Annotated in this window: 14 protein-coding genes; 8 read left to right on the plus strand and 6 right to left on the minus strand. The window is 64.6% G+C overall.

Features of this window, described 5'->3' with window-relative positions:
- The first annotated feature begins 9 nt into the window (after nucleotides 1-9).
- Nucleotides 10-969: a small ribosomal subunit Rsm22 family protein gene (locus CO731_RS05940; protein WP_108606363.1), complete on the plus strand. Its 960-nt coding sequence runs from the start codon at nucleotides 10-12 to the stop codon at nucleotides 967-969.
- 132 nt (nucleotides 970-1,101) lie between these two features.
- Entirely contained in the window at nucleotides 1,102-2,922 is a 1,821-nt protein-coding gene (gene typA, locus CO731_RS05945; RefSeq protein WP_108606364.1) for a translational GTPase TypA, read from the plus strand.
- Nucleotides 2,923-2,997: 75 nt separating this feature from the next.
- Here typA and CO731_RS05950 read toward each other — a convergent pair whose 3' ends face one another.
- A complete protein-coding gene (locus CO731_RS05950; protein WP_108606365.1) occupies nucleotides 2,998-3,312 on the minus strand; it encodes a YciI family protein in 315 nt (104 codons plus the stop codon).
- Nucleotides 3,313-3,515: 203 nt separating this feature from the next.
- Here CO731_RS05950 and CO731_RS05955 point away from each other — a divergent pair, with 203 nt between their 5' ends.
- The 3 genes from CO731_RS05955 to CO731_RS05965 all read left to right on the plus strand — a co-directional run bounded on the left by CO731_RS05955 (nucleotide 3,516) and on the right by CO731_RS05965 (nucleotide 10,591).
- Nucleotides 3,516-4,127, plus strand: a complete 612-nt coding sequence (locus tag CO731_RS05955) for a LysE family translocator (protein ID WP_108606366.1) — start codon at nucleotides 3,516-3,518, stop codon at nucleotides 4,125-4,127.
- Between the two features lie 188 nt (nucleotides 4,128-4,315).
- The gene (locus CO731_RS05960; RefSeq protein ID WP_108606367.1) at nucleotides 4,316-9,100 is read left to right on the plus strand and encodes an NAD-glutamate dehydrogenase; all 4,785 of its coding nucleotides are present in this window, start codon (nucleotides 4,316-4,318) and stop codon (nucleotides 9,098-9,100) included.
- A 117-nt stretch (nucleotides 9,101-9,217) separates the two neighbouring features.
- The gene (locus tag CO731_RS05965; protein WP_199914567.1) at nucleotides 9,218-10,591 is read left to right on the plus strand and encodes an MFS transporter; all 1,374 of its coding nucleotides are present in this window, start codon (nucleotides 9,218-9,220) and stop codon (nucleotides 10,589-10,591) included.
- Between the two features lie 203 nt (nucleotides 10,592-10,794).
- Here the strand turns inward: CO731_RS05965 and purH are convergent, their stop codons facing one another.
- The 4 genes from purH to htpX all read right to left on the minus strand — a co-directional run bounded on the left by purH (nucleotide 10,795) and on the right by htpX (nucleotide 16,833).
- The gene (gene purH / locus CO731_RS05970) at nucleotides 10,795-12,411 is read right to left on the minus strand and encodes a bifunctional phosphoribosylaminoimidazolecarboxamide formyltransferase/IMP cyclohydrolase (RefSeq protein ID WP_108606368.1); all 1,617 of its coding nucleotides are present in this window, start codon (nucleotides 12,409-12,411) and stop codon (nucleotides 10,795-10,797) included.
- A 193-nt stretch (nucleotides 12,412-12,604) separates the two neighbouring features.
- Complete coding sequence (locus CO731_RS05975) at nucleotides 12,605-14,326, minus strand: heparinase II/III family protein (RefSeq protein ID WP_108606369.1); 1,722 nt, start codon at nucleotides 14,324-14,326, stop codon at nucleotides 12,605-12,607.
- Between the two features lie 87 nt (nucleotides 14,327-14,413).
- On the minus strand, nucleotides 14,414-15,856 hold the full coding sequence (locus tag CO731_RS05980; protein WP_108606370.1) for an RsmB/NOP family class I SAM-dependent RNA methyltransferase: 1,443 nt from the start codon (nucleotides 15,854-15,856) through the stop codon (nucleotides 14,414-14,416).
- Nucleotides 15,814-16,833 (minus strand): zinc metalloprotease HtpX, encoded by a 1,020-nt coding sequence (gene htpX / locus CO731_RS05985; protein WP_108606371.1) that lies wholly within the window; start codon nucleotides 16,831-16,833, stop codon nucleotides 15,814-15,816. Before htpX ends, CO731_RS05980 begins: the two co-directional genes overlap by 43 nt.
- A gap of 106 nt (nucleotides 16,834-16,939) precedes the next feature.
- Between htpX and CO731_RS05990 the strand changes: the two genes are divergently transcribed.
- The 3 genes from CO731_RS05990 (at nucleotide 16,940) to CO731_RS06000 (ending at nucleotide 19,217) form a co-directional block, all read left to right on the plus strand.
- Complete coding sequence (locus CO731_RS05990; protein WP_108606372.1) at nucleotides 16,940-17,152, plus strand: DUF1674 domain-containing protein; 213 nt, start codon at nucleotides 16,940-16,942, stop codon at nucleotides 17,150-17,152.
- A gap of 90 nt (nucleotides 17,153-17,242) precedes the next feature.
- A complete protein-coding gene (locus tag CO731_RS05995) occupies nucleotides 17,243-17,509 on the plus strand; it encodes a PepSY domain-containing protein (protein WP_108606373.1) in 267 nt (88 codons plus the stop codon).
- 313 nt (nucleotides 17,510-17,822) lie between these two features.
- The gene (locus CO731_RS06000; RefSeq protein WP_108606374.1) at nucleotides 17,823-19,217 is read left to right on the plus strand and encodes a pilus assembly protein; all 1,395 of its coding nucleotides are present in this window, start codon (nucleotides 17,823-17,825) and stop codon (nucleotides 19,215-19,217) included.
- Nucleotides 19,218-19,547: 330 nt separating this feature from the next.
- Here the strand turns inward: CO731_RS06000 and acs are convergent, their stop codons facing one another.
- Complete coding sequence (gene acs / locus CO731_RS06005) at nucleotides 19,548-21,503, minus strand: acetate--CoA ligase (protein WP_108606375.1); 1,956 nt, start codon at nucleotides 21,501-21,503, stop codon at nucleotides 19,548-19,550.
- Between the last annotated feature and the right edge of the window lie 60 nt (nucleotides 21,504-21,563).

Consider the following 21,563-nt stretch of genomic DNA (forward strand, 5'->3'; position numbering starts at 1 on the left):
CGAAGGCAGATGGAACTACCAGCAACATTGCGGGCGGCGGTCGACCGTGCACTGGAAGGCGTGCCGCTCGCCGAGTTGCAGCGCGCCGCCGACACGCTGTCCTTGCGCTATCGTGCCGAGACGCGCGATGGGCGCCTGCACCTGTCCGACGAGATGTTTGCGCGCGCCTATCTGGCGACACGGCTGCCGGCGACCTTTGCCGCCGTGCGGGCGAGCCTCGAGAGCGCGGCTGAGTTGGTGCCGGAGTTCGCGCCGAAAAGCCTGCTCGATGTCGGTGCCGGACCGGGAACGGTACTTTGGGCAGTTTCGGATTGCTGGCCTTCGCTATCGCAAGCCCTCATGCTGGAGGCCAGCCAGTCGATCCGGAAGGTCGGCGCGGAGCTTTCCGCACATTCAGGCGTCGATAAGGTCGAATGGCGCGCGGCAGATGCCTCCAAGAGCTTCGAGGCGGAAAAAGCCGATCTGGTCACCTTGGCCTATGTGCTGGACGAGCTGTCGGCGGCGGAAGGGCTTGCGTTGGTCGAGCGGCTTTGGGCTGCCGCATCGGGACTGCTGGTGATCGTGGAGCCGGGCACGCCGGCCGGCTGGCGGCGCATGATGGTGGTGCGGTCGCGGCTCATCGAGCTGGGAGCACATCTGGTGGCGCCTTGCCCGCACAGCCAGACCTGCCCGATCGTCGAGCCCGACTGGTGCCATTTTTCGCGGCGCGTGGCGCGCTCGCGCCTGCATCGCTTGACCAAGCGCGGCGACGTGCCGTGGGAAGACGAGAAATACATCTTCCTTGCAGCTTCACGGGCGCCAGTTGAACCCTTTGCCGCCCGGGTGCTGGCGCCGGCGCGCGGCGGGTCGGGGAAGGTCCAGCTCAAACTCTGCCAGGCCAACGGTTCGGTGGAGGAGAAGCTTTTGACCAAGCGCGACGGCGAGCTGTTCAAGACGGCGCGCCGGGTCGACTGGGGCGACATTTTGTAACCTTGCGGGGGCACGGAAAATCAGTCGATTTGTCCGCCCCCCTTTCGCATTTGCGAAAAAAGCTGTAAGAGCCCGGCCACACGAAACGCGGCGCGTCGTCAGGCAGTGCCCGCAACGCTCCCGAGTAGACATATGAACCTCCGCAATATCGCGATCATCGCGCACGTCGACCATGGCAAAACAACCCTGGTCGATGCGCTTCTCAAGCAATCCGGTTCGTTCCGTGAAAATCAGCGCGTCGCCGAGCGCGCGATGGATTCGGGCGACATCGAAAAAGAACGTGGCATCACCATCCTGGCCAAGGCGACCTCGGTCGACTGGAAGGATACCCGCATCAACATCGTCGATACGCCGGGCCACGCCGATTTCGGCGGCGAGGTCGAGCGCATCCTGTCGATGGTCGACAGCGCCATCGTTCTGGTCGACGCTGCCGAAGGCCCGATGCCGCAGACCAAGTTCGTGGTCGGCAAGGCGCTCAAGGTCGGCCTCCGTCCGATCGTGGTGATCAACAAGATCGACCGCCCCGACGCCCGCCACCAGGAAGTCATCAACGAGGTGTTCGACCTCTTCGCAGCGCTCGACGCCACCGACGAGCAGCTCGACTTCCCGATCCTCTACGGTTCGGGCCGCGATGGCTGGGTTTCCGAGAATCCGGAAGGCCCCAAGGACCAGGGCCTGGCGCCGCTGTTCGATCTCGTGCTCAAGCATGTTCCGGCGCCGACGGTTAACCCCGGCCCGTTCCGCATGATCGGCACCATTCTCGAGGCCAATCCGTTCCTCGGCCGCATCATCACCGGCCGTATCGCGGCGGGCACGCTGAAGCCCAACCAGGCGGTCAAGGTGCTGCACCATGACGGCACGCTGCTGGAAAACGGCCGCGTCACCAAGATCCTCGCCTTCCGCGGCATCGAGCGTCAGCCGATCGAAGAAGCCCATGCAGGCGACATCGTCGCCATTGCCGGTCTTTCGAAGGGCACCGTGGCCGACACCTTCTGCGATCCGTCAGTGAACGCGCCGATGGCCGCCCAGCCGATCGATCCGCCGACCGTCACCATGTCCTTCATCGTCAACGACTCGCCGCTGGCCGGCACCGAGGGCGACAAGGTGACCAGCCGCGTCATCCGCGACCGCCTGCTCAAGGAAGCCGAAGGCAACGTCGCACTCAAGATCGAGGAATCGCCTGATAAGGACTCGTTCTTCGTTTCCGGCCGTGGCGAATTGCAGCTCGCGGTGCTGATCGAAACGATGCGCCGCGAAGGCTTCGAGCTTGCCGTGTCGCGTCCGCGCGTGGTCATGCAGAAGGACGAGAACGGCGAACTGCTCGAGCCCGTCGAAGAAGTCGTCATCGACGTCGACGAGGAGCATGCCGGCATCGTCGTGCAGAAGATGTCGGAGCGCAAGGCCGAGATGGTCGAGCTGCGTCCTTCGGGCGGCAACCGCCAGCGCCTGGTGTTCCACGCGCCGACGCGCGGCCTGATCGGCTACCAGTCCGAGCTTTTGACCGATACGCGCGGCACGGCTGTCATGAACCGCCTGTTCCACTCCTATCAGGCCTACAAGGGCGAGCTGCCAGGCCGCACCAATGGCGTCCTGATCTCCAACGATCAGGGCGAGTCGGTGGCATTCGCCATGTGGAACCTCGAAGATCGCGGCCCGATGGTCATCGATGCCGGCGTCAAGGTCTATCAGGGTATGATCATCGGCATCCACAGCCGCGACAACGACCTCGAGGTCAACGTGCTGAAGGGCAAGAAGCTGACCAACATCCGCGCCGCCGGCAAGGATGAAGCAGTGCGCCTGACGCCACCGATCCGCATGACGCTCGAGCGCGCTCTGGCCTGGATCCAGGACGACGAGTTGGTCGAGGTGACGCCGAAGACCATCCGCCTGCGCAAGCTCTATCTCGACCCGAACGAGCGCAAGCGCTTCGAAAAGTCGAAGGGCGCGGCGTAAGCCACCAGATTTGATCAAAAAGGGCGTCTCCACTGGAGGCGCCTTTTTTGTTTGCAGGATAGATTGCGTCCAGCGTCACATCTCGATGATCGGCGCTACCTCGACAGAACCACCGGCCGCAAGGATCGGGCAACCCTTGGCGATGCGCGCAGCGTCGGCGGCATCTTTCGCGTCGAAGACCGAATAGCCGCTCACCGGATTGGCGCCGCCGTCATTGCTGACCGCGCCGTTGGCGGCGACCGTCTGGGATTTGCCGACCGGTGCACCGCCGTCGACGACGGCGGCACCCAAGCCGGCGAACCAGTCCATCCAGGCCTTCATCACCTTTGCGCCTTCTTCTTCGGACTGCGGTATCGCACCGCCATGATAGACGAAGAGAAACTTGGCCATGATCAATCTCCCGTGGCGTGCCGACAGGCCGGCCACCCGGCATCTTGCCAGCGCGGGACGAACCATCTGCCCGAAGCTTGTCGTGAGCAAGGCCTCCTGGCGTCCCGCTCTATCAAGTTGCGTCATTACGGCCGGCCATCGTCCGCCAGTTGCAAGTTCCGCTCGTTGCCATAAGCTCTGGCTGCCAGTTTGAGGGAAAGACGATGGAACCGACGTCGCTTCTGATCTTTGCCGGTGCGCTGCTTGTCGCCGCGGGTTCGCCCGGCCCGTCGATCGCCGCCCTGGTTGCGCGGGTGATCTCCAAGGGGTTTCGCGACGTGCTGCCGTTTCTGGCCGCGATGTGGGTCGGTGAGGCGATCTGGCTGTCGCTCGCGGTGTTCGGGCTCGCCTTCGTGGCGCAATCTTTCCACCTGGCCTTCGTGGTCGTGAAATGGCTCGGCGTCGCCTATCTCGTCTATCTTGCCTGGAAGATGTGGACTGCGCCGGCCGAGGCGCGTGAAGGCGAGATGCCGCGCCAAGATTCAGCCGTCAGGCTGTTTGCCGCCGGCATGGCGGTGACGCTGGGCAACCCCAAGATCATGATGTTCTACCTCGCTTTGCTGCCGACCATCATCGACCTCGCTTCCGTCACTGTTGTCGGCTGGCTGGAACTAACGCTGACCATGGCGGCCGTGCTGGTCGCCATCGACCTTTGTTGGGTGTTTGCGGCCGCGCACGCGCGCAAGCTTTTGAGGAGCCAGCAGGCGATGCGAATCGCCAATCGGGTGAGTGCGACGACGATGGCCGGGGCCGCCGCCGCGATTGCCGTGAGGTAATGACAACTGTTTCGGCAACATGTCGATGGCGTGCGCCTTGCGGACGTTGCGTCAGCCTAGAATTCAGGCATTTTCTGCCTATTGCCTAGGCGTTTTTCCATACGTTCCGTCAAACCTTTGTCGCTAAAGGCGGGCCATCTGCTACGATAGTCGCAAAAGCATGTGACGGGACGGGAGAAACTAGCGTCATGGCCGAACCAATGAAGTCGAAGGCGAGTTCCGCCAAGACTGCATCTTCCTCGAAATCTTCCAACAGACCTCCCCAGATTCTCGAACTGTTGCTTGGTCGCGCTCCGGCCGAGGACGTGGCGGACTACGAACCCGGCATGCTGGAACGGGCCGCCCAATTGGCCGAACAGGCCGTTCTCAAGCATCGCAAGGGATCTTCGGTGATCGACATCGAGACCGGGGCGGGGGTTATCCGCCATGGCCGGCCGGTAACTGTCGTAACCGTCGTCAACGACAACATGCCGTTCCTGTTCGATTCGGTCCTCGGCGAGATCACCGAGGCTGCAGGCGAGCCGGTACTCGTCACCCATCCGGTCCTCCACGTGCGACACGGTCGCACCGGCGTCGACGAAATCCTGGGCGACGGCAAGGGCGACCAGGGCGTCGACAAGCTGAGCGTCATCCATGTGCACATCCCGCTGCTCGGCAAGGACGCCGCCGAAGCGCTGCGCGAACGGCTGAAGAAGCTGCTCGGCCAAGTCCGCGCCGCCGTCACCGACTGGAAGCGCATGCTGGCCCGGCTCGACCAGGCGATCTCGGAATTCCGCTATGCGCCGATCCCGCTCGACAAGAACGCGGTGACCGAGGCGATCGCCTTCCTGGAATGGCTGCGAGACGACAATTTCACTTTCCTTGGCATGCGCGAGTTCAAATATTCGGGTGGCGAAAAGAGCGGCACGCTGGAGCGCGCCGACAAGCCGGGCCTGGGCATCCTTGCCGACCCCGACGTGCTGGTGCTGCGCCGCGACATCGTCGATGCGATCTCTACGACGCCCGAGATCCGCGTCTTCCTGCATGGCCCCGATCCGCTGATCGTCACCAAGGCCAATGCCAAGTCGGCGGTGCACCGCCGCGCCTATCTCGACTACATCGGCGTGAAGACCTACGACGCCAAGGGCCAGCTTTCGGGCGAATTGCGCATCGTCGGCCTGTTCACCTCGACGGCCTACACCCGCTCGGTGATGAAGATCCCCTATCTGCGCTCCAAGGCCGAAGCGGTGATCCAGAAGTCGGGCTTCGATCCTGCCGATCATTCCGGCAAGGCACTGATCAACGTGCTCGAATCCTATCCGCGCGACGAGCTTTTCCAGATAGCGGTGCCGGCGCTGCGCAAGCATGCCGAGGCGATCCTCGGCCTGGTGGAGCGGCCACGCGTTCGTGCGCTGGTCCGTGTCGACCAGTTCGACCGCTTCGTCTCGATCCTCGTCTTCGTGCCGCGCGACCGCTACGATTCGGTCGCCCGCGAGCGGATCGGCGCCTATCTCAGGAAGGTCTTCGAAGGCCGTCTGTCAGCCTATTACCCGGCCTTCCCCGAAGGCGGGCTGGCGCGCGTCCACTTCATCATCGGCCGCTCCGGCGGCAAGACGCCAAAGGTCGAGCAGGCAGCGATCGAGGCGGCGATCCGCGATATCGTCACCACCTGGGAGGACGGGCTGCGCGAAGCTTCGGCAGAGGCGGGTTCGCCCGCGTCGCTGGTCAGCGTCGCCAACCATTTTCCGCAGGACTACCAGAACAGCTTCTCGCCGGGCGCGGCCCTGCTCGACGCCGAGCGGATTTCCACGATCAGCGCCGCCAATCCGATCGTCATCGACTGCTACCGCGACGCCGGCCAGGCGCCGGAACAGGCTTCGCTGAAGATCTACCACTACGGCGCACCGCTGGCGCTGTCGCGGCGCGTGCCGCTGCTCGAGAACATGGGCTTCCGCGTCATCAGCGAGCGCACCTTCGAGCTCGGCGAAAAGGGCGAAGACCAGATCTTCATCCACGACATGGAACTGGAGAACGCCTACGGCCAGCCGGTCGACCTTGCCGACGGCGGGCTGCTGTTCGAGGAGGTGTTCCTGTCGGTGTGGAACGGCGACGCCGACAATGACGGCTACAACGCTTTGGCGCAGACGGCGGGGCTCGGCTCCAACGAGATCGTCATCCTGCGCGCCTATGGCCGCTACCTCCAGCAGGCCGGCATTCCGCAGAGCCAGGACTTCATCGCAGCAGCGCTCAACCGCTACCCCGATATCGCGCGCGGCCTGCACCAGATGTTCCTCGCCCGACTCGACCCGGCACAGGAGAAGGACGGGCTGGTCACGGCAAAGCATCTCAAGGCCAAGATCAAGGATGCGCTGGAGGCCGTTCCGAACATCGACGACGACACCATCATCCGGCGCTACGTCAACCTGATAGAGGCGTCGCTTCGGACCAACCATTTCGTCGCCGGCAAGAAGGAGCGGGGCCAGTCGCTGGCGATCAAGCTCGACTCGCGCAGCGTCGACGGCCTGCCGGAGCCGCGGCCCTGGCGCGAGATCTTCGTCTACGGCTCCGAGGTCGAGGGCGTGCATCTGCGCTTCGGCGCGGTGGCCCGCGGCGGCCTGCGCTGGTCGGACCGGGCGCAGGACTACCGCACCGAAGTGCTGGGCTTGGTGAAGGCGCAGCAGGTCAAGAACGCCGTCATCGTTCCGGTCGGCGCCAAGGGTGGCTTCTTCCCCAAGCGGCTGCCGGTCGGCGGCAGCCGCGATGCCATCTTCGAGGCGGGTAGGGCAGCCTACGTCAACTTCGTCTCATCGATGCTGTCGATCACCGATAATATCGACGGCGACAAGGTTGTGCCGCCGAAGGACGTGGTGCGACGCGACGTCGACGATCCGTATTTCGTCGTCGCCGCCGACAAGGGCACGGCAACCTTCTCGGACACCGCCAACGGCATCAGCGAAAAGCACGGCTTCTGGCTCGACGATGCCTTCGCCTCGGGCGGCTCGGCCGGCTACGACCACAAGAAGATGGGCATCACCGCGCGCGGTGCCTGGGAGGCAGTGAAGCGCCATTTCCGCGAGATGAACCGCGACATCCAGACCTCGCCTTTCACCGTGGTCGGTGTCGGCGACATGTCGGGCGACGTGTTCGGCAATGGCATGCTGCTCTCCGAGCAGACACGGCTGATTGCGGCCTTCGACCATCGCGACATCTTCATCGATCCCGATCCCGACATGGCGTCGTCGTTTGCCGAGCGCAAGCGCATGTTCGCCCTGCCGCGGTCGAGCTGGCAGGATTACGACAAGTCGAAGCTGTCGGCTGATGGCGTGATCGTCTCGCGGGCGCAGAAATCGGTGACGCTGCCGGCTGCCGCGGCTGCCACGATCGGATTGGAGAAGACCACGGCTTCGCCGACCGAGATCATGAGCGCCATCCTGCGGGCGCCGGTCGACCTGTTGTGGTTCGGCGGCATCGGCACCTATGTGCGGGCGACCGGCGAAACCAACCAGGAGGCCGGCGACCGGGCCAATGACGCGATCCGCGCTACGGCCAGCGAGGTTCGCGCCAAGGTGATCGGCGAAGGCGCCAATCTCGGTACAACGCAAAGGGCGCGCATCGAATTCGGCCTCAAGGGCGGGCGCTGCAATTCGGACGCCATCGACAATTCGGGCGGCGTGAACTCGTCCGACGTCGAGGTCAACATCAAGATCGCACTGGCTTCGGCGATGCGCGCCGGCTCGCTCCAGCGCCCGGCGCGCAACAAGCTGCTTGCCGAGATGACGGAGGAAGTGGCCGGGCTGGTGCTTGCCAACAACTATGAGCAGACGCTGGCGCTGTCTCTCGCCGCCCGCCGCGGCATGCAGGACATCGCGCACCAGGGCCGCTTCATGAGTGCGCTCGAAACGCGCGGCCTGCTCGACCGCGCGGTCGAGGACCTGCCAAGCGCGGCAGCGCTCGCCGAGCGGCAGACGCGCAACGAACCGCTGACCCGGCCCGAGCTCGGCGTGCTTTTGGCCTACGCCAAGATCGTGCTGTTCTCCGATATCGTCGCCAGCGACCTGCCCGACGATGCCCAGTTCGCGCACGACCTGATGGGCTATTTCCCCGGCCGCATGGCCAAGAAATACGAAGCTGAGATTGGCGGCCACCGGCTGCGCCGCGAGATCATCACGCGCGTGCTGGTCAACGATCTCGTCAATCGCGGCGGACCATCCTTCGTCAACCGCCTGCAGGAAGCAAGCGGCCGATCGGCAGCGGATGTGGCGCGCGTCTTTGCAGTTGTACGCGACGGCTTTGCGCTGCCGGGGCTCTATGCCGAGATCGATGCTTTGGACAATGTCGTCGATGGCATGACGCAGCTTGATCTCTACCAGGCGGTGAGCAGGCTGCTCTTTGCGACCTGCGGCTGGTACCTCAGGAACGACCACGGCGACACGCCGCTGGCAAGCCGCATCGCAGAGCTGCATGGCGCACGCGCGGCGCTCGAGCACAAGTTCGCCGGCATGCTGCCCGCCTTCACCCAGGACCGCATCCAGAAGCGGAAGGCGGGTTTTGCCGCGGCCGGTGCGCCGGAGAAGCTGGCCGAGCGGCTGTCGCTGCTCGAAGTCGGCGAACTGGTGCCCGACATCGCGTTGGTGGCGAAGACCGCCAAGGCCGATATCGTCGCGGCCGCCAAGTCGTTCTTCAGCGTCAGCGAGGCGTTCCGCATCCCGCGCATCGAAGACGCTGCCAATGCGATATCGAGCTCCGACTATTATGAGGGGCTGGCCCTCTCTAGGGCGTCGGACACGATCGGGGCGGCACGGCGCGGCATTGCGGTGGCGGCCCTTACAGGCTTCGGCAAGGCTGCCGACCCTGTCGCGGCCTGGCTCGAGGCGGGCGGCGAGCGCATCAACCGTACCCGCGAACGGCTGCAGGCGCTGACCGAGGGCGGCGATATCAGCGTGTCACGGCTGACCGTCGCGGCGGGACTGATGAGTGACCTGTCAGGCCGATAGTGGCTCGTCAAACCGGCCTGCCGCGGAGATCGCGGCGGGCATTTTCCTCAAGGACCACGCAAGCGAACTGCGCTATAGCTCGCAACGACGCGCAGATGAGGCGCGCGTGGAGGGACGATGGCTGAGACGATGGTGGTTCAACGTACGCCGCGGCGTGGCGTCTGGGGCTGGATGCTGTTCGACTGGGCGGCGCAACCCTTCTTCACGGTGGTCACCACCTTCATCTTCGGCCCCTACTTCGTCTCGCGCATGGCGACCGATCCGGCCATGGGCCAGGCAGCGTGGGGCTACGGCATCGCTGCAGCGGGCTTCGTCATCGCCATCCTGTCGCCCGTCCTCGGCTCGATCGCCGACCAGACCGGGCCGCGCAAGCCGTGGATCGCCTTCTTCGCGACGATCAAGGTGCTAAGCCTGTGCATGCTCTGGTTTGCCGAACCCGGCTCGCCGCTCGTGCCGATCGTTTTGCTGTTTTCGCTGGCGTCAGTTGCGGCGGAATTCTCGATCGTGTTCAACGATTCGATGATGCCGCGCCTGGTGTCGAAGGACGAGATCGGCAAGATTTCGAACATAGCGTGGGGCCTCGGCTATCTCGGCGGCATGATCGTCCTGATCTTCGTCGTAGGCTTCCTGGCAGCATCGCCCGAAACCGGCAAGACCATCATCGGCGCCGACCCGCTGTTCGGCATCGATCCGAAACTCGGCGAGGATGCACGTGCCACCGGCCCGATCTCGGCGCTGTGGTACCTGATCTTCATCCTGCCCATGTTCCTGCTCACGCCCGACAGCGGCAAGGGCATTGCCATCCGCCCGGCCGTGCGCCTGGGCCTGAGCGAACTCAAATCGACATTGGGCGAGGTGCGCCAGCGCACCGGCATCTTCCGCTTCCTTGTCGCCCGCATGATCTACCAGGACGGCGTCAATGCACTGCTCGGGCTCGGCGGCGCGTTCGCCGCAGCTATGTTTGGCTGGACCATCACCGAGATCGGCATCTACGGCATCATTCTCAACGTCATAGCGATCTTCGGCTGCCTCGTCGCTAGCAGGCTCGACACTGGTTTCGGCTCGAAGGTGGTGGTGGTGGTTTCACTGGTGCTGCTGACGATTGCCACCATCGGCATCGTCTCGACCGGGCCGGGCTACACGTTGTTCGGTATCTGGCAGATGCCAGGCGCCGACACCGGCGGGCTGTTCGGCACCCCGGCGGAAAAGGCCTACATCGCCTTCGGCCTTTTGGTCGGTATCGCCTTCGGTCCGGTGCAGGCCTCGTCGCGCTCCTACATGGCGCGCAGTGTGTCGGCCGACGAGGCCGGGCGCTATTTTGGCCTCTATGCCTTGTCGGGCCGGGCGACCAGTTTCGTTGCGCCTTTCGTGGTCGCAACCGTCACCGCGTTGAGCGGTTCGCCGCGCCTGGGCATGGCGATGATCATCATCTTCTTTGCCGTCGGCCTGGCGGTGCTGCTGCGGACGCCTTACCCGGCGGACGAGGTGTAGTAAGCGCGTACTTCCTTCTCTCCTTGTGGGAGAAGGTGTCGCCGCAGGCGACGGATGAGGGGTGCTGGAAGAAACGAGAAGCTGCGGCGAGCGCGCTGAGCGGTGGACGCATCGAACCTGCAGTACTCCGTCCAATACCCCTCATCCGTCTCGGCGCTTCGCGCCGATCCACCTTCTCCCCCAAGGGGAGAAGGAACGTTGCTTCAGTGCCTGAAATGCCTGACGCCGGTGAAGATCATGGCGATGCCGTGCTCGTCGGCGGCGGCGATGACATCTTCGTCGCGCATCGAGCCCCCCGGCTGGATGACGGCGGTGGCGCCTGCCTCGACGGCTGACAGCAGTCCGTCGGCGAAGGGGAAGAAGGCGTCGGAGGCAACGACAGAGCCCCTGGTCAGAGGCTCGGCGAGGCCGGCAGCCTCTGCCGCGTCGAGGGCCTTGCGCGCGGCGATGCGGGAGGAATCGACCCGGCTCATCTGGCCGGCGCCGATGCCGACGGTGGCAAGGTCGCGGGCATAGACGATGGCGTTCGACTTGACGTGCTTGGCGACACGGAAGGCGAATTTCAGGTCCTCGATCTCGCGCTGGGTTGGCTGGCGCTTGGTGACGACGTTGAGGTCGAGGGCGTCGACGATGGCGTTGTCGCGCGACTGGACGAGCAGGCCGCCGGCAACCGACTTGACCGCAAGGCCGGCGCGATCGGGATCGGGCAGGCCGCCCGTTACCAGCAGGCGCAGGTTCTTCTTGGCGGCGACGATGGCCTGGGCTTCCGGCGTGGCGTCGGGCGCGATGATGACCTCGGTGAAGATCTTGACGATCTCCTCGGCCGCTTCGGCATCGAGGATGCGGTTCATCGCGACGATGCCGCCGAAGGCGGAGACCGGGTCGCAGGCCAGCGCCTTGGCATAGGCCTCGGCAAGAGAGGCACCTTCGGCGACGCCGCAGGGGTTGGCGTGCTTGATGATGGCGACCGCTGCGGTACGGACCGGATCGAACTCGCCGGCGAGCTCGAAGGCGGCATCGGTGTCGTTGATGTTGTTGTAGGAGAGCTGCTTGCCCTGCAGCTGGGTTGCGGTCGCAACGCCGGGGCGCTTGTCGCCTGTCAGGTAGAAACCGGCCGACTGGTGCGGGTTCTCGCCGTAGCGCATGACGCTCTGCAGCTTGCCGCCGAATGCGCGCCAGTCGGGCGTGTCGATTTCGAGCGCTTCGGCAAACCAGCCGGAGATCGCGGCGTCATAGGCGGCGGTGCGGGCGAATGCCTTGGCGGCGAGCTTCTTGCGCGCCTCGTAGGACAGGCAGCCATTGTTGGCGACGATGGAGTCGAGCACGTCCTTGTAGTCGGCCGGATCGGTGACGATGGCGACATAGGCGTGGTTCTTGGCCGAGGCGCGGACCATGGCCGGACCGCCGATGTCGATGTTCTCGACGATCGAGGCGTAGTGGGCGCCGGAATCGCGGACCTCTTCGAACGGGTAAAGATTGACCACCACAAGGTCGATCGGCTCGATGCCGTGTTCGGCCATGGCGGCAGCGTGCTCGGGATCGTCGCGAACGCCGAGCAGCGCGCCGTGGACCGATGGATGCAGCGTCTTGACGCGACCGTCCATGATCTCGGGAAATCCGGTCAGTTCGGAGACGTCGCGGACTGCGATCCCTTCGGCTGCGATGCTCTTGGCCGTGCCGCCCGTCGACACGAGTTCGACGCCGACATTGGCGAGGCACTTGGCGAATTCGATCAGGCCGGTCTTGTCGGAAACCGACAGCAGGGCGCGGCGGATCGGCACCAGATCGGGAGCGGGGATCTTCTTGGATACAACGGCCATGGCGAGGGGGCCTTTCACGGCTGGATGAGAGACGCGACTACAGCGCCGCGCGTCTTTTGGGACGCGCAAAGGACGCTGTAGCAAATTAATTGGTGCATGATCCTTTCCGAAAATCGTTACCGATTTTCGGGGTCATGCACTAGGGCGGCGTACCATATGACGCTTGGAAATCAAGGCGCGCAGCGCCTTTCGCTCAGTTTTCGAGGCGGCTGATGATGCGGGTTCGCGAGAATTGCCAGTGCACCTCGGAGACTTCCGAAGCCTTGAACGACAGCACGATCTGGCGCGAGCGGCGCGGCCCGCCGAGACCGGCGAAATAGATCGATTCCTCGACCTCGGCAGGAATGTCCGGGGAGATGAAGACCCAGGTGTCGATATCAGGGCCGGTCAGCACCAGCCGCTCCTTCTGGTCACGGAACAGCTGGACGTCGGGGTGGACGTGGAAACGCACGGCAACGAGATCGCGGCCGTCGTTCTTGATTGGCGCCTTGCCGGCGCGAAGCAGGCGGTCGCAACCCGACAGGATGCTGCCGCCGGCCGACAGGCTGAGCTCGCGCTCATGATGGAGCCCGAAGCGCTGGGCGTAGCCGTCGTGGCTGGCGACAAAGCCATGGATGCCGGGCTTGTCGAGCCGCTGGGTGGGCACCGACTTGGGGCCGCCGAACAGCGGGCTGCCGAGCAGGCCGCTGACGCGCTGCGAATGGGCAAAACTTGCCGACGAGGTGTCGTTGATCGTCACTGTCGAATGCGCGGCGGTGGCGCGCGCCAGCGGCCTCAGTTCGGCGATGCCATAGGTGTCGACGCCGGCGTTGACGATGTAGTGCTGCCGGCCCGACGACATCTCGAAGGACAGGCAGCCGGCATGGGCGTGGTTCGACACGTCGATGGGCGGGGCCGTGCCGGTGTCGGCAATGACCGTCGTGCCGCCCATGGCCAGGCGCTCGTAGCCGGAATGGGTGGCATGCAGCGGCGGCGAGCCGGCGGTGTCGTCGTGGCGCAGGATCGCGGCGATGCGGTCGTGGATGGTGGCGCCCATGCCATTGAAGCGCGCGAGGCTGCCGTCCTGGTGGCGGAAGAAGCGCAGCGCTGGCAGCATGCGCTCGACAGCATTGATCAGCGCCAAGGGCGGCTGTTCGGCCTGATTGGCATAGGTGTGGCGCAGCGGCAGGAGGTCGGCGAGGATCTCCAGCACCGCCATGGGGTTGCGCGAGACATGACCGCCGTCGGGCAGGATCTGGCGGTCGAGTTCTTCGGCGAGACTGCGCGTGGCCGAGCGCAGCGCCGAGACCGGTGCTGGCAGGGAAAGGGCGGCGAAGGCAAGTGCTATGCGCGCCCTCAGCCGGTCCTTGCCGGCGGGCATTTCGCGCGCCATCGACCGGAGGTAACGAATCTGCATCGCCAGCGAGCGCAGGAAGGACCGGTAGAAGGCGAATTCGGCGCCCTGGAGCACTACCGAGGAATGCTGCAGCCAGGCGATGATGCGCTTGGCGGTGGTCGCCGGCTCCCAGGCGACGCCTGAAATGCGATTGCCATGCATGGCGATCCAGTCGGAGACGAGCGCCCGCGCGTTCGCCGCGGCGAGTTCAGTGCCGGCAGCGCGCATGTGGCGCAGCCAGCGGAAACCGTGCAGGCTGCGTTGCCAGCCGCGATTGGGAACGTCGACGAGGAAGGGCGACTGGCCGCCTGTTTCGACCAGATGGCCGGACAGCGGAAAGCGGCCATAGTAGATTTCAAGCGCGATCTGGGGGTCGGCGAGGCGCAGGTCGGGCGGCGCAATGAGCACGCGTTCGGGCGTACGTCCGGAATAGCGCCAGCGATAGGCCGGGCCGGCGCGCAAACGCCGGCGTGCCTTGCGCCAGAACTCCTTGGCGACGAGCGTCCACAGGCGCGTCGTGTTGTCCGCCGTAATCGACAAAAGCCCTCCCGACGCAACCCACGTCATGGTTCAAATTAGGTTGTTTCAATGGCGGGCGCGAGGGTGAATTTTTGGTAAATGCGTGGATCAGGCGAGACGACGGAAGCGCGCGGCAAAGAAGCCGTCGAGGCCGGAGACGGCGGGATTGCCGAGGTCGAGGCCTGCCGGCGTGGTACGCAAATATCCTGCGGCAGTGACGAAATCGTCGATACCGGCGACCTCGCCGACGCGAATCGGATCGAGTTCGACCTTGCCCTTGTGATCGGCGAGGAAGCCGGCGACGAGCGCCTCGCCTTCCTCGGGATCGAGCGAGCAGTTGGAAAAGACGATCCGGCCACCTGGCTTCACCAGCTTCACCGCGCGGTCGAGCAGGCCGCGCTGCACGCCGGCGAGCTTGGTGATGTCATCAGGTGATTTCGTCCACAACACGTCGGGGTGGCGGCGCACGGTGCCGGTCGACGAGCACGGCGCGTCGAGCAGCGCGGCGTCGAACAATTCCTCCGGCTCGTAGGCGAGAATGTCGGCATTGACCTTGTCGGCGTCGAGGCCAAGGCGCTCGAGATTGCCGGCAAGGCGAGCGAGGCGGTTCTTCGAGGCTTCGACCGCAGTGACCTTGGCACCGGTGAGCACGAGCTGGGCGGTCTTGCCGCCGGGAGCGGCGCACAGGTCGGCGACACGCTGGCCGGCGACGTCACCAAACAGCTTTGCGGGGAGCGCCGCGGCGGCGTCCTGGACCCACCAGGCGCCTTCAGCGAAACCGGGCAATTCGGCGACCGGACCGGCAAGGCGCTCGATGCGCACCGAGCCGGTGGACAGGACTATGCCGCCCAACTGCTCGGCCCATTTCGCGGCATCGGCCTTGATGGAGAAGTCGACAGGTGCTTCGATGCGATGCGCTGCGAGAATCTTTTGAGCTTCGTCCGCGCCATAGGCTGCGGTCAGCCGCTCGACGAACCAGCCCGGGGCGTCGTTCGTCGTGGCCAGCATCTCGGGCAGTTCGGCATCCTTGGCACGGGCAAGGGTGCGCAGCACGCCGTTGACCAGGCCTGAAAAACGCACGGTGCGCGGGTCCGCCTTGGCGTGGGTGACAGCGAGGTCGACGGCAGCGCTGTCGGGGATGTCGAGGAACAGGATCTGGGCCGCCGCGACATGCAGGATATGGGAGAGCACCGTGGCGTTGGCCGGGAGCGGCTTCTCCAAGCGCCGTGCGAGCAGCTTGGCGATGGTGACACGATAGCGCAGCGCCGTGGCGAGGATGGCGCGGACGAGACCGCGGTCGCGCAGGTCCAGCGCCCGGAACTGCGGATGGCCGTGCTCGTGATCGGTCAAGCCGTCGAGCGGCGTCCTGGCGTCAATGGTGGCTGCCAGCAGGCGCGCGGCGGCCATGCGCGCGGCGATGCCGGGGACATCGGGAACGATGGATGGCCGGTTGCCCTTGCTGTCGCCGGTGCGTGCGCGGTTTCGCTTTTGGTCGCGCTGATCGGCGCTCACGACCTCGGGCCCTTCGGCCCGGTCGGATTGCGGCCCCATGGGCCGGACGGGCGCGGCTGCTCGGGTGCCGCCTCCTCGGAGGGGCGACCGCCCCACGGGCCCTGCTGGCTGGAAGGAGCGGTGTGCTGGGCGGTCGGTTGCTGCGGTGCCGTGCGCGATGCAGGACGACTGACACCCTCATTCGCCATCGCCTGAAGGGCGGCGATGCGGTTTTCAGTATTGGGGTGGGTCGAAAAGAGATTGTCCATGCGCTCGCCGGATAGAGGATTAATGATGAAGAGGGGAGCCATGGCAGGATTGCGCTCGGCTTCGGGGTTGTGGATGCGTTCGACGTTGCGAGCGATCTTGTCAAGGGCGGAAGCGAGCCAGAGCGGATTGCCGCAGATTTCCGCGCCACGACGATCGGCCGAATATTCGCGCGTTCGGCTGATCGCCATCTGCACCAGCATGGCGGCGAAAGGTGCGACGATCATCGCCACCAGCACGCCGATGAAGCCGAGCGGATTGTTGTTGTCGCGGTTGCCGCCGAAGAAGAAGGCGAAGTTGCCGAGCATCGAGATCGCGCCGGCAATCGTCGCGGTGATCGTCATGATCAGCGTGTCGCGGTTCTCGACGTGGGCGAGTTCGTGCGCCATCACGGCCGCGACCTCTTCGTGGCTGAGGCGCTGCAACAAGCCGGTGGTGGCGGCGACGGCGGCATTCTCAGGATTGCGGCCGGTGGCAAAGGCGTTGGGCTGCGGATTGTCGATCAGGTAGACCTTCGGCATCGGCAGGCCGGCATTGGCCGCAAGCCCGCGCACGATGGCGTAGTATTCCGGCGCGTTGCGCTCATCGACCTCGACGGCATGGTTCATGCGCAGAACCATCTTGTCGGAGTTCCAGTAGCTGAACAGGTTCATGCCCGCCGCGATCAGGAACGCGATGGTCATGCCGCCCGAACCGCCGATCAGGTAGCCGACGCCCATGAACAGCGCCGTCATGGTCGCCAGAAGCATCGCCGTCCGCAACATGTTCATCGTCCGTTTCGTCCTTTTCCGTACGCGCCAGGGTCGATCCCGGCTGCGCGCTTCGCTATATGATGGGAGAGACGAGGGTGCGTTTCAATCATTTCCGAGGAATCCCATGAACGACGCCATGCCGCAAATCGAGCCGGAGCAGCCGGCGCCGAAGGAGCTTTCGCCGGCTGCCAAGCGCGCCTTGGCTGAAGCCGAGGCACGCCGGGAAGCCTACAGGGCGCAGGAGGCGAAGCTGCCGCGCGAGATCGGCGGCCGCGGCGGCAAGGAACCCGGGCGCTACGGCGACTGGGAAATCAAGGGGCTGACCAGCGACTTCTGACGGCACTTGGGCTCGCGTGCACCTTGCTGGCAGCGATGGAACCGAAGTCGTGAGCCGTTCGTTTTCCCAAGAATTGCGCAAGGAGCTGCTATGACCAAGATGATTTCGGGACTCGTGCTTGCTGTATTGCTTGCCGCCATGCCGGCGCACGCCCAGACCAAGGATCCGGCGGTGCCGCCGCAGAATTCGCTCAAGCTGTCCGAGATCATCGCCAAGATCGAGCAGCGCGATCAGTTCCACTACATCTCCGAGATGGATTGGGAGAGTGAAGGCTATTATGACGTGGTTTATTACACGTCTGATAAGGCCAAGGTTGAAATCAAGATCGATCCGGTCAGCGGCGAGCCGAGGAGGTAGGCCGATTGGCCTGGGGGCGGCGACGGGCGTGCCTCCTGGTGCCGCACTGACAGATTTTGGGACATTCCCGACGCACCGAAATGGGACAGTTTTGCCATCGACCTTGGTGAGCCGTATGCATCATGGTTAGTGAATGGTGAAGAAATTGCGCGTCTGGTGGCGCTGTTTACATTACATTTACCCTGATGCCAGCTGAAACCTCGCGAATTCAATAGCTTGCACATGCGCCGGCCGGCTAGGGCCGGCCCGAGGCCGACACGGCCAGTTTCCTGCAACGCCCTTCGCCAGAGGCAATCGAATGGCGGGGCGGGACATGTTGCAATTTCGGAAGGTGGGACGGACGGCACTTCGCCTGGCCGGGGATCGTCGGGGCAATTTTGCCGTCCTGGGCGGCGTGACGATTCCGTTGCTGGCCATGGCTGCCGGGTTCGGGCTCAACATCGTCCAGCTTTCCAATGTCAAATCCAGCCTGTCGCTGGCGGTCGATGCTGCGGTGACGTCGACGGCCCGCGACCTGACGACAGGGAGGATCAAGCCGGAAGATGCGGACTCCTCCGTCCGGACGCTCCTCGAGGTCAACGCCGCGAACCTGCTGGCGCCGGGCGAGAAGGTGGTGCTGCGCAGTGTGACCGTCGACAAGCTGGCGGGCACGGTCGAGGCGACCGCCGAGATCGACGTCGACATCTTCTTCCCGCTCTTCGGTACGGCCAATCGCCAGCGCGTTTCGGCAACGACCGCGTCGCTCTATTCCGACAAGCGCATCGAAGTTGCGATGATGCTCGATGTCACCGGCTCCATGGGCGGGCAGAAGATCAAGGACCTGAAGACGGCCGCCCAGAACGCCGTCAGCATCCTTCTAACCGGCCAGGACGCCGACAAGCCGCGCATACGCATTGCGCTGGTTCCCTATGCCGAGGCGGTCAACACCGGCGGGCTTTCGGATGCCGTCTTCGTCGAGAAGCCGGGCAAGTCGGACCTGCCGCCGCCGATCGATGCCGTTCAGGCCGTATCCGCCAGCAGCGGTGGCGACGGTTGCGCCACCGAGCGCAAGGACAAGGACGGAGCCGCCGACTTCAGCGATGACGGACCCTATACCGAGCGCGAGAACAACAAGGGCGAGATCTACCTCGCCAGGGTCAATCGCGACGACCGGGTGGGGTCTTGCCCCTCGGCGAAGCTGATACCGCTAACCGCCGATATGGCGAAGCTGACGACCGCGATCGACGGTTTCAGGGCGAACGGGGTGACAGCAGGCGGTATCGCGGCGCAATGGGGCTATTACATGCTTTCGCCCAAATGGCGCACCGCCATCAAGGACGCGAACCTTGGCGCGGGCCCGTCGGATCCCGATGCGAAGAAGGTTGCGAAGGTCGCCATCCTGATGACCGATGGCCTGTTCAACACCGCCTTCGCAGGCGTGTCCGGGAAGGCCCAGGGCGGCCAGTCGGTGAAGTCCGGAAGCTACGCCGAAAGCATCTGCGCCAACATGAAGAAGGACGGCATCGAGGTCTTCACCATCGGCTTCGATCTCGACAACAAGGATACCTCGAAGTCCGAAAGGAATGCAGCCAAGGCCGTGCTCAAGAACTGCGCGACGCCCGATACCGGCACCTTGAAGCGTTCTTTCGAAGTCTCGACGGGCAAGGAACTCGACGATGCCTTCCAAACCATCGCCCGCAACATCGAACAGCTGTCGCTGACCAAATAGGCGCGATCTCCAGGAATCAAAAAGGCCGCGCTTCTTGCGAAGACGCGGCCTTTCCGTGTTTCGTCCGTGGCGCGGCCTTCAGCAGCGATGCCGGGGCATCACCCGCCGCACGTCATGCATCGCTCAGGAAGGCTGCTTCCCGAGAAGGCAATCCGTAGAGGCCACGTTCAGGAAAACGAAATCACTCGACATCGGATCACCTCCTTTCAGTTCGTTGAACACGAATAGCAAGGTGGGGTCTTTTCGCAGTTTGCGCAAGTGCGACCATCGATCTAGTCGCACTTGCAGGCCGGCTCCCCTCGCACTGGTGGCGCGAGGGGATGGGTCCGTTCAGGCGCGCTTGTTCTGGCGGTTGGCGACGAGATCGTCGACGACGGCCGGATCGGCCAGCGTCGAGGTATCGCCCAATGCGCCGAAATCGTCCTCGGCGATCTTGCGCAGGATGCGGCGCATGATCTTGCCGGAGCGCGTCTTGGGCAGGCCGGGCGCGAACTGGATCTTGTCGGGCGAGGCGATGGCGCCGATCTCCTTGCGGACGTGGGCGACGAGCTCCTTGCGCAGGTCCTCGGTGGCCTCGATGCCGGACATCAGCGTGACATAGCTGTAGATGCCCTGGCCCTTGATGTCGTGGGGGTAGCCGACCACGGCGGCTTCCGAGACCTTGTCGTGGCTGACCAGTGCCGACTCGACTTCCGCCGTGCCCATGCGGTGGCCGGAGACGTTGATGACGTCGTCGACGCGGCCGGTGATCCAGTAGTAGCCGTCTGCGTCGCGGCGGCAGCCGTCGCCGGTGAAGTACTTGCCCTTGTATGTGGCGAAATAGGTCTGGATGAAGCGCTCGTGGTCGCCATAGACGGTGCGCATCTGGCCCGGCCAGGAATCGGCGATGCACAGATTGCCGTCGGCAGCGCCTTCGAGCAGCTTGCCTTCATTGTCCACCAGCTCGGGAACCACGCCGAAGAACGGCCGTGTCGCGGAGCCCGGCTTGAGGTCGGTAGCGCCGGGCAGCGGCGTGATCAGGATGCCGCCGGTCTCGGTCTGCCACCAGGTGTCGACGATCGGCACCTTCTTGTCGCCGACGACGTTGTAGTACCACTCCCAGGCTTCGGGGTTGATCGGCTCGCCGACGGAACCCAGCACGCGCAGGGACTTGCGCGAGGACTTCTTCACGTGATCGTCGCCCGCACCCATCAGCGCGCGGATGGCGGTGGGCGCGGTGTAGAAGATGTTGACCTTGTGCTTGTCGACGACATCCCAGAAGCGCGAGGCGGAAGGATAGTTGGGCACGCCCTCGAACATCAGCGTGGTCGCGCCGTTGGCGAGCGGACCATAGACGATGTAGCTGTGGCCGGTGACCCAGCCGACATCGGCGGTGCACCAGTAGATGTCGCCGTCATGGTAGTCGAAGACATACTGGTGGGTCATCGCGGCATAGACGAGATAGCCGCCGGTGGTGTGCAGCACGCCCTTGGGCTTGCCGGTCGAGCCGGAGGTGTAGAGGATGAACAGCGGATCCTCGGCCTTCATCTTCTCGGGCTTGCACTCGGCTTTCACCGAGCGGACTTCGTCGTGGTACCAGCGGTCGCGGCCCGGAGCCCAGCCGATCTTGCCGCCGGTGCGGCGCACGACCAGCACGTCCTTGACCATGACGTGGTTCTTGGCGGCAATGTCGATCGCCTTGTCGGTGTTTTCCTTGAGCGGGATCGCCTTGCCGCCGCGCAGACCTTCGTCGGCGGTGATGACGAAGGTCGATTCGCAGTCGACGATGCGGCCGGCCAGAGCGTCGGGCGAGAAGCCGCCGAAGACGATCGAATGGATGGCGCCGATGCGCGTGCAGGCGAGCATCGCATAGGCTGCCTCGGGGATCATCGGCATGTAGATGGTGACGCGGTCACCTTTCTTGACGCCGTGCTTCTTCATCACATTGGCGAGGCGGCAGACGTGCTCGTAGAGCTCGTTGTAGGTGATCTTCTTGTCGTCGTAGGGGTTGTCGCCTTCCCAGATGATGGCGGTCTGGTTGCCGCGCTTCTTCAGATGGCGGTCGATGCAGTTGTAGGAGACGTTGGTCAGGCCGTCTTCGAACCACTTGATCGAGACCTTGCCCTCGAAGGAAGTGTTCTTGACCTTGGTGTAGGGCTTGAACCAGTCGATCCGCTTGCCGTGCTTGCCCCAGAACTTGTCGGGGTTCTTGACGCTCTCGCCATACCATTTCAGGTAGGTGTCGTTGTCGATGAGCGCATTCTTCTTCCACGCCGGCTGGATGCGGTGGACACGGACTTCGGACATTTCTTTCCCTTCCTCCCGGATGCGATCCGACGGCCCCTGATGGCCTGCGGACGGCGACCT

This window comes from Aminobacter sp. MSH1, assembly GCF_003071665.1.
Classification (GTDB): domain Bacteria; phylum Pseudomonadota; class Alphaproteobacteria; order Rhizobiales; family Rhizobiaceae; genus Aminobacter; species Aminobacter niigataensis.

Excerpts from the sequence above, each read along its gene's own strand:
- CO731_RS05965 (WP_199914567.1), top strand. The coding sequence starts at position 9,218 with ATGGCTGAGACGATGGTGGTTCAACGTACGCCGCGGCGTGGCGTCTGG.
- purH (WP_108606368.1), bottom strand. The coding sequence starts at position 12,411 with ATGGCCGTTGTATCCAAGAAGATCCCCGCTCCCGATCTGGTGCCGATC.
- CO731_RS05980 (WP_108606370.1), bottom strand. The coding sequence starts at position 15,856 with ATGGGGCCGCAATCCGACCGGGCCGAAGGGCCCGAGGTCGTGAGCGCC.
- CO731_RS06000 (WP_108606374.1), top strand. The coding sequence starts at position 17,823 with ATGTTGCAATTTCGGAAGGTGGGACGGACGGCACTTCGCCTGGCCGGG.
- CO731_RS05995 (WP_108606373.1), top strand. The coding sequence starts at position 17,243 with ATGACCAAGATGATTTCGGGACTCGTGCTTGCTGTATTGCTTGCCGCC.
- CO731_RS05990 (WP_108606372.1), top strand. The coding sequence starts at position 16,940 with ATGAACGACGCCATGCCGCAAATCGAGCCGGAGCAGCCGGCGCCGAAG.
- CO731_RS05940 (WP_108606363.1), top strand. The coding sequence starts at position 10 with ATGGAACTACCAGCAACATTGCGGGCGGCGGTCGACCGTGCACTGGAA.
- htpX (WP_108606371.1), bottom strand. The coding sequence starts at position 16,833 with ATGAACATGTTGCGGACGGCGATGCTTCTGGCGACCATGACGGCGCTG.
- CO731_RS05950 (WP_108606365.1), bottom strand. The coding sequence starts at position 3,312 with ATGGCCAAGTTTCTCTTCGTCTATCATGGCGGTGCGATACCGCAGTCC.
- CO731_RS05955 (WP_108606366.1), top strand. The coding sequence starts at position 3,516 with ATGGAACCGACGTCGCTTCTGATCTTTGCCGGTGCGCTGCTTGTCGCC.
- acs (WP_108606375.1), bottom strand. The coding sequence starts at position 21,503 with ATGTCCGAAGTCCGTGTCCACCGCATCCAGCCGGCGTGGAAGAAGAAT.
- CO731_RS05960 (WP_108606367.1), top strand. The coding sequence starts at position 4,316 with ATGGCCGAACCAATGAAGTCGAAGGCGAGTTCCGCCAAGACTGCATCT.
- typA (WP_108606364.1), top strand. The coding sequence starts at position 1,102 with ATGAACCTCCGCAATATCGCGATCATCGCGCACGTCGACCATGGCAAA.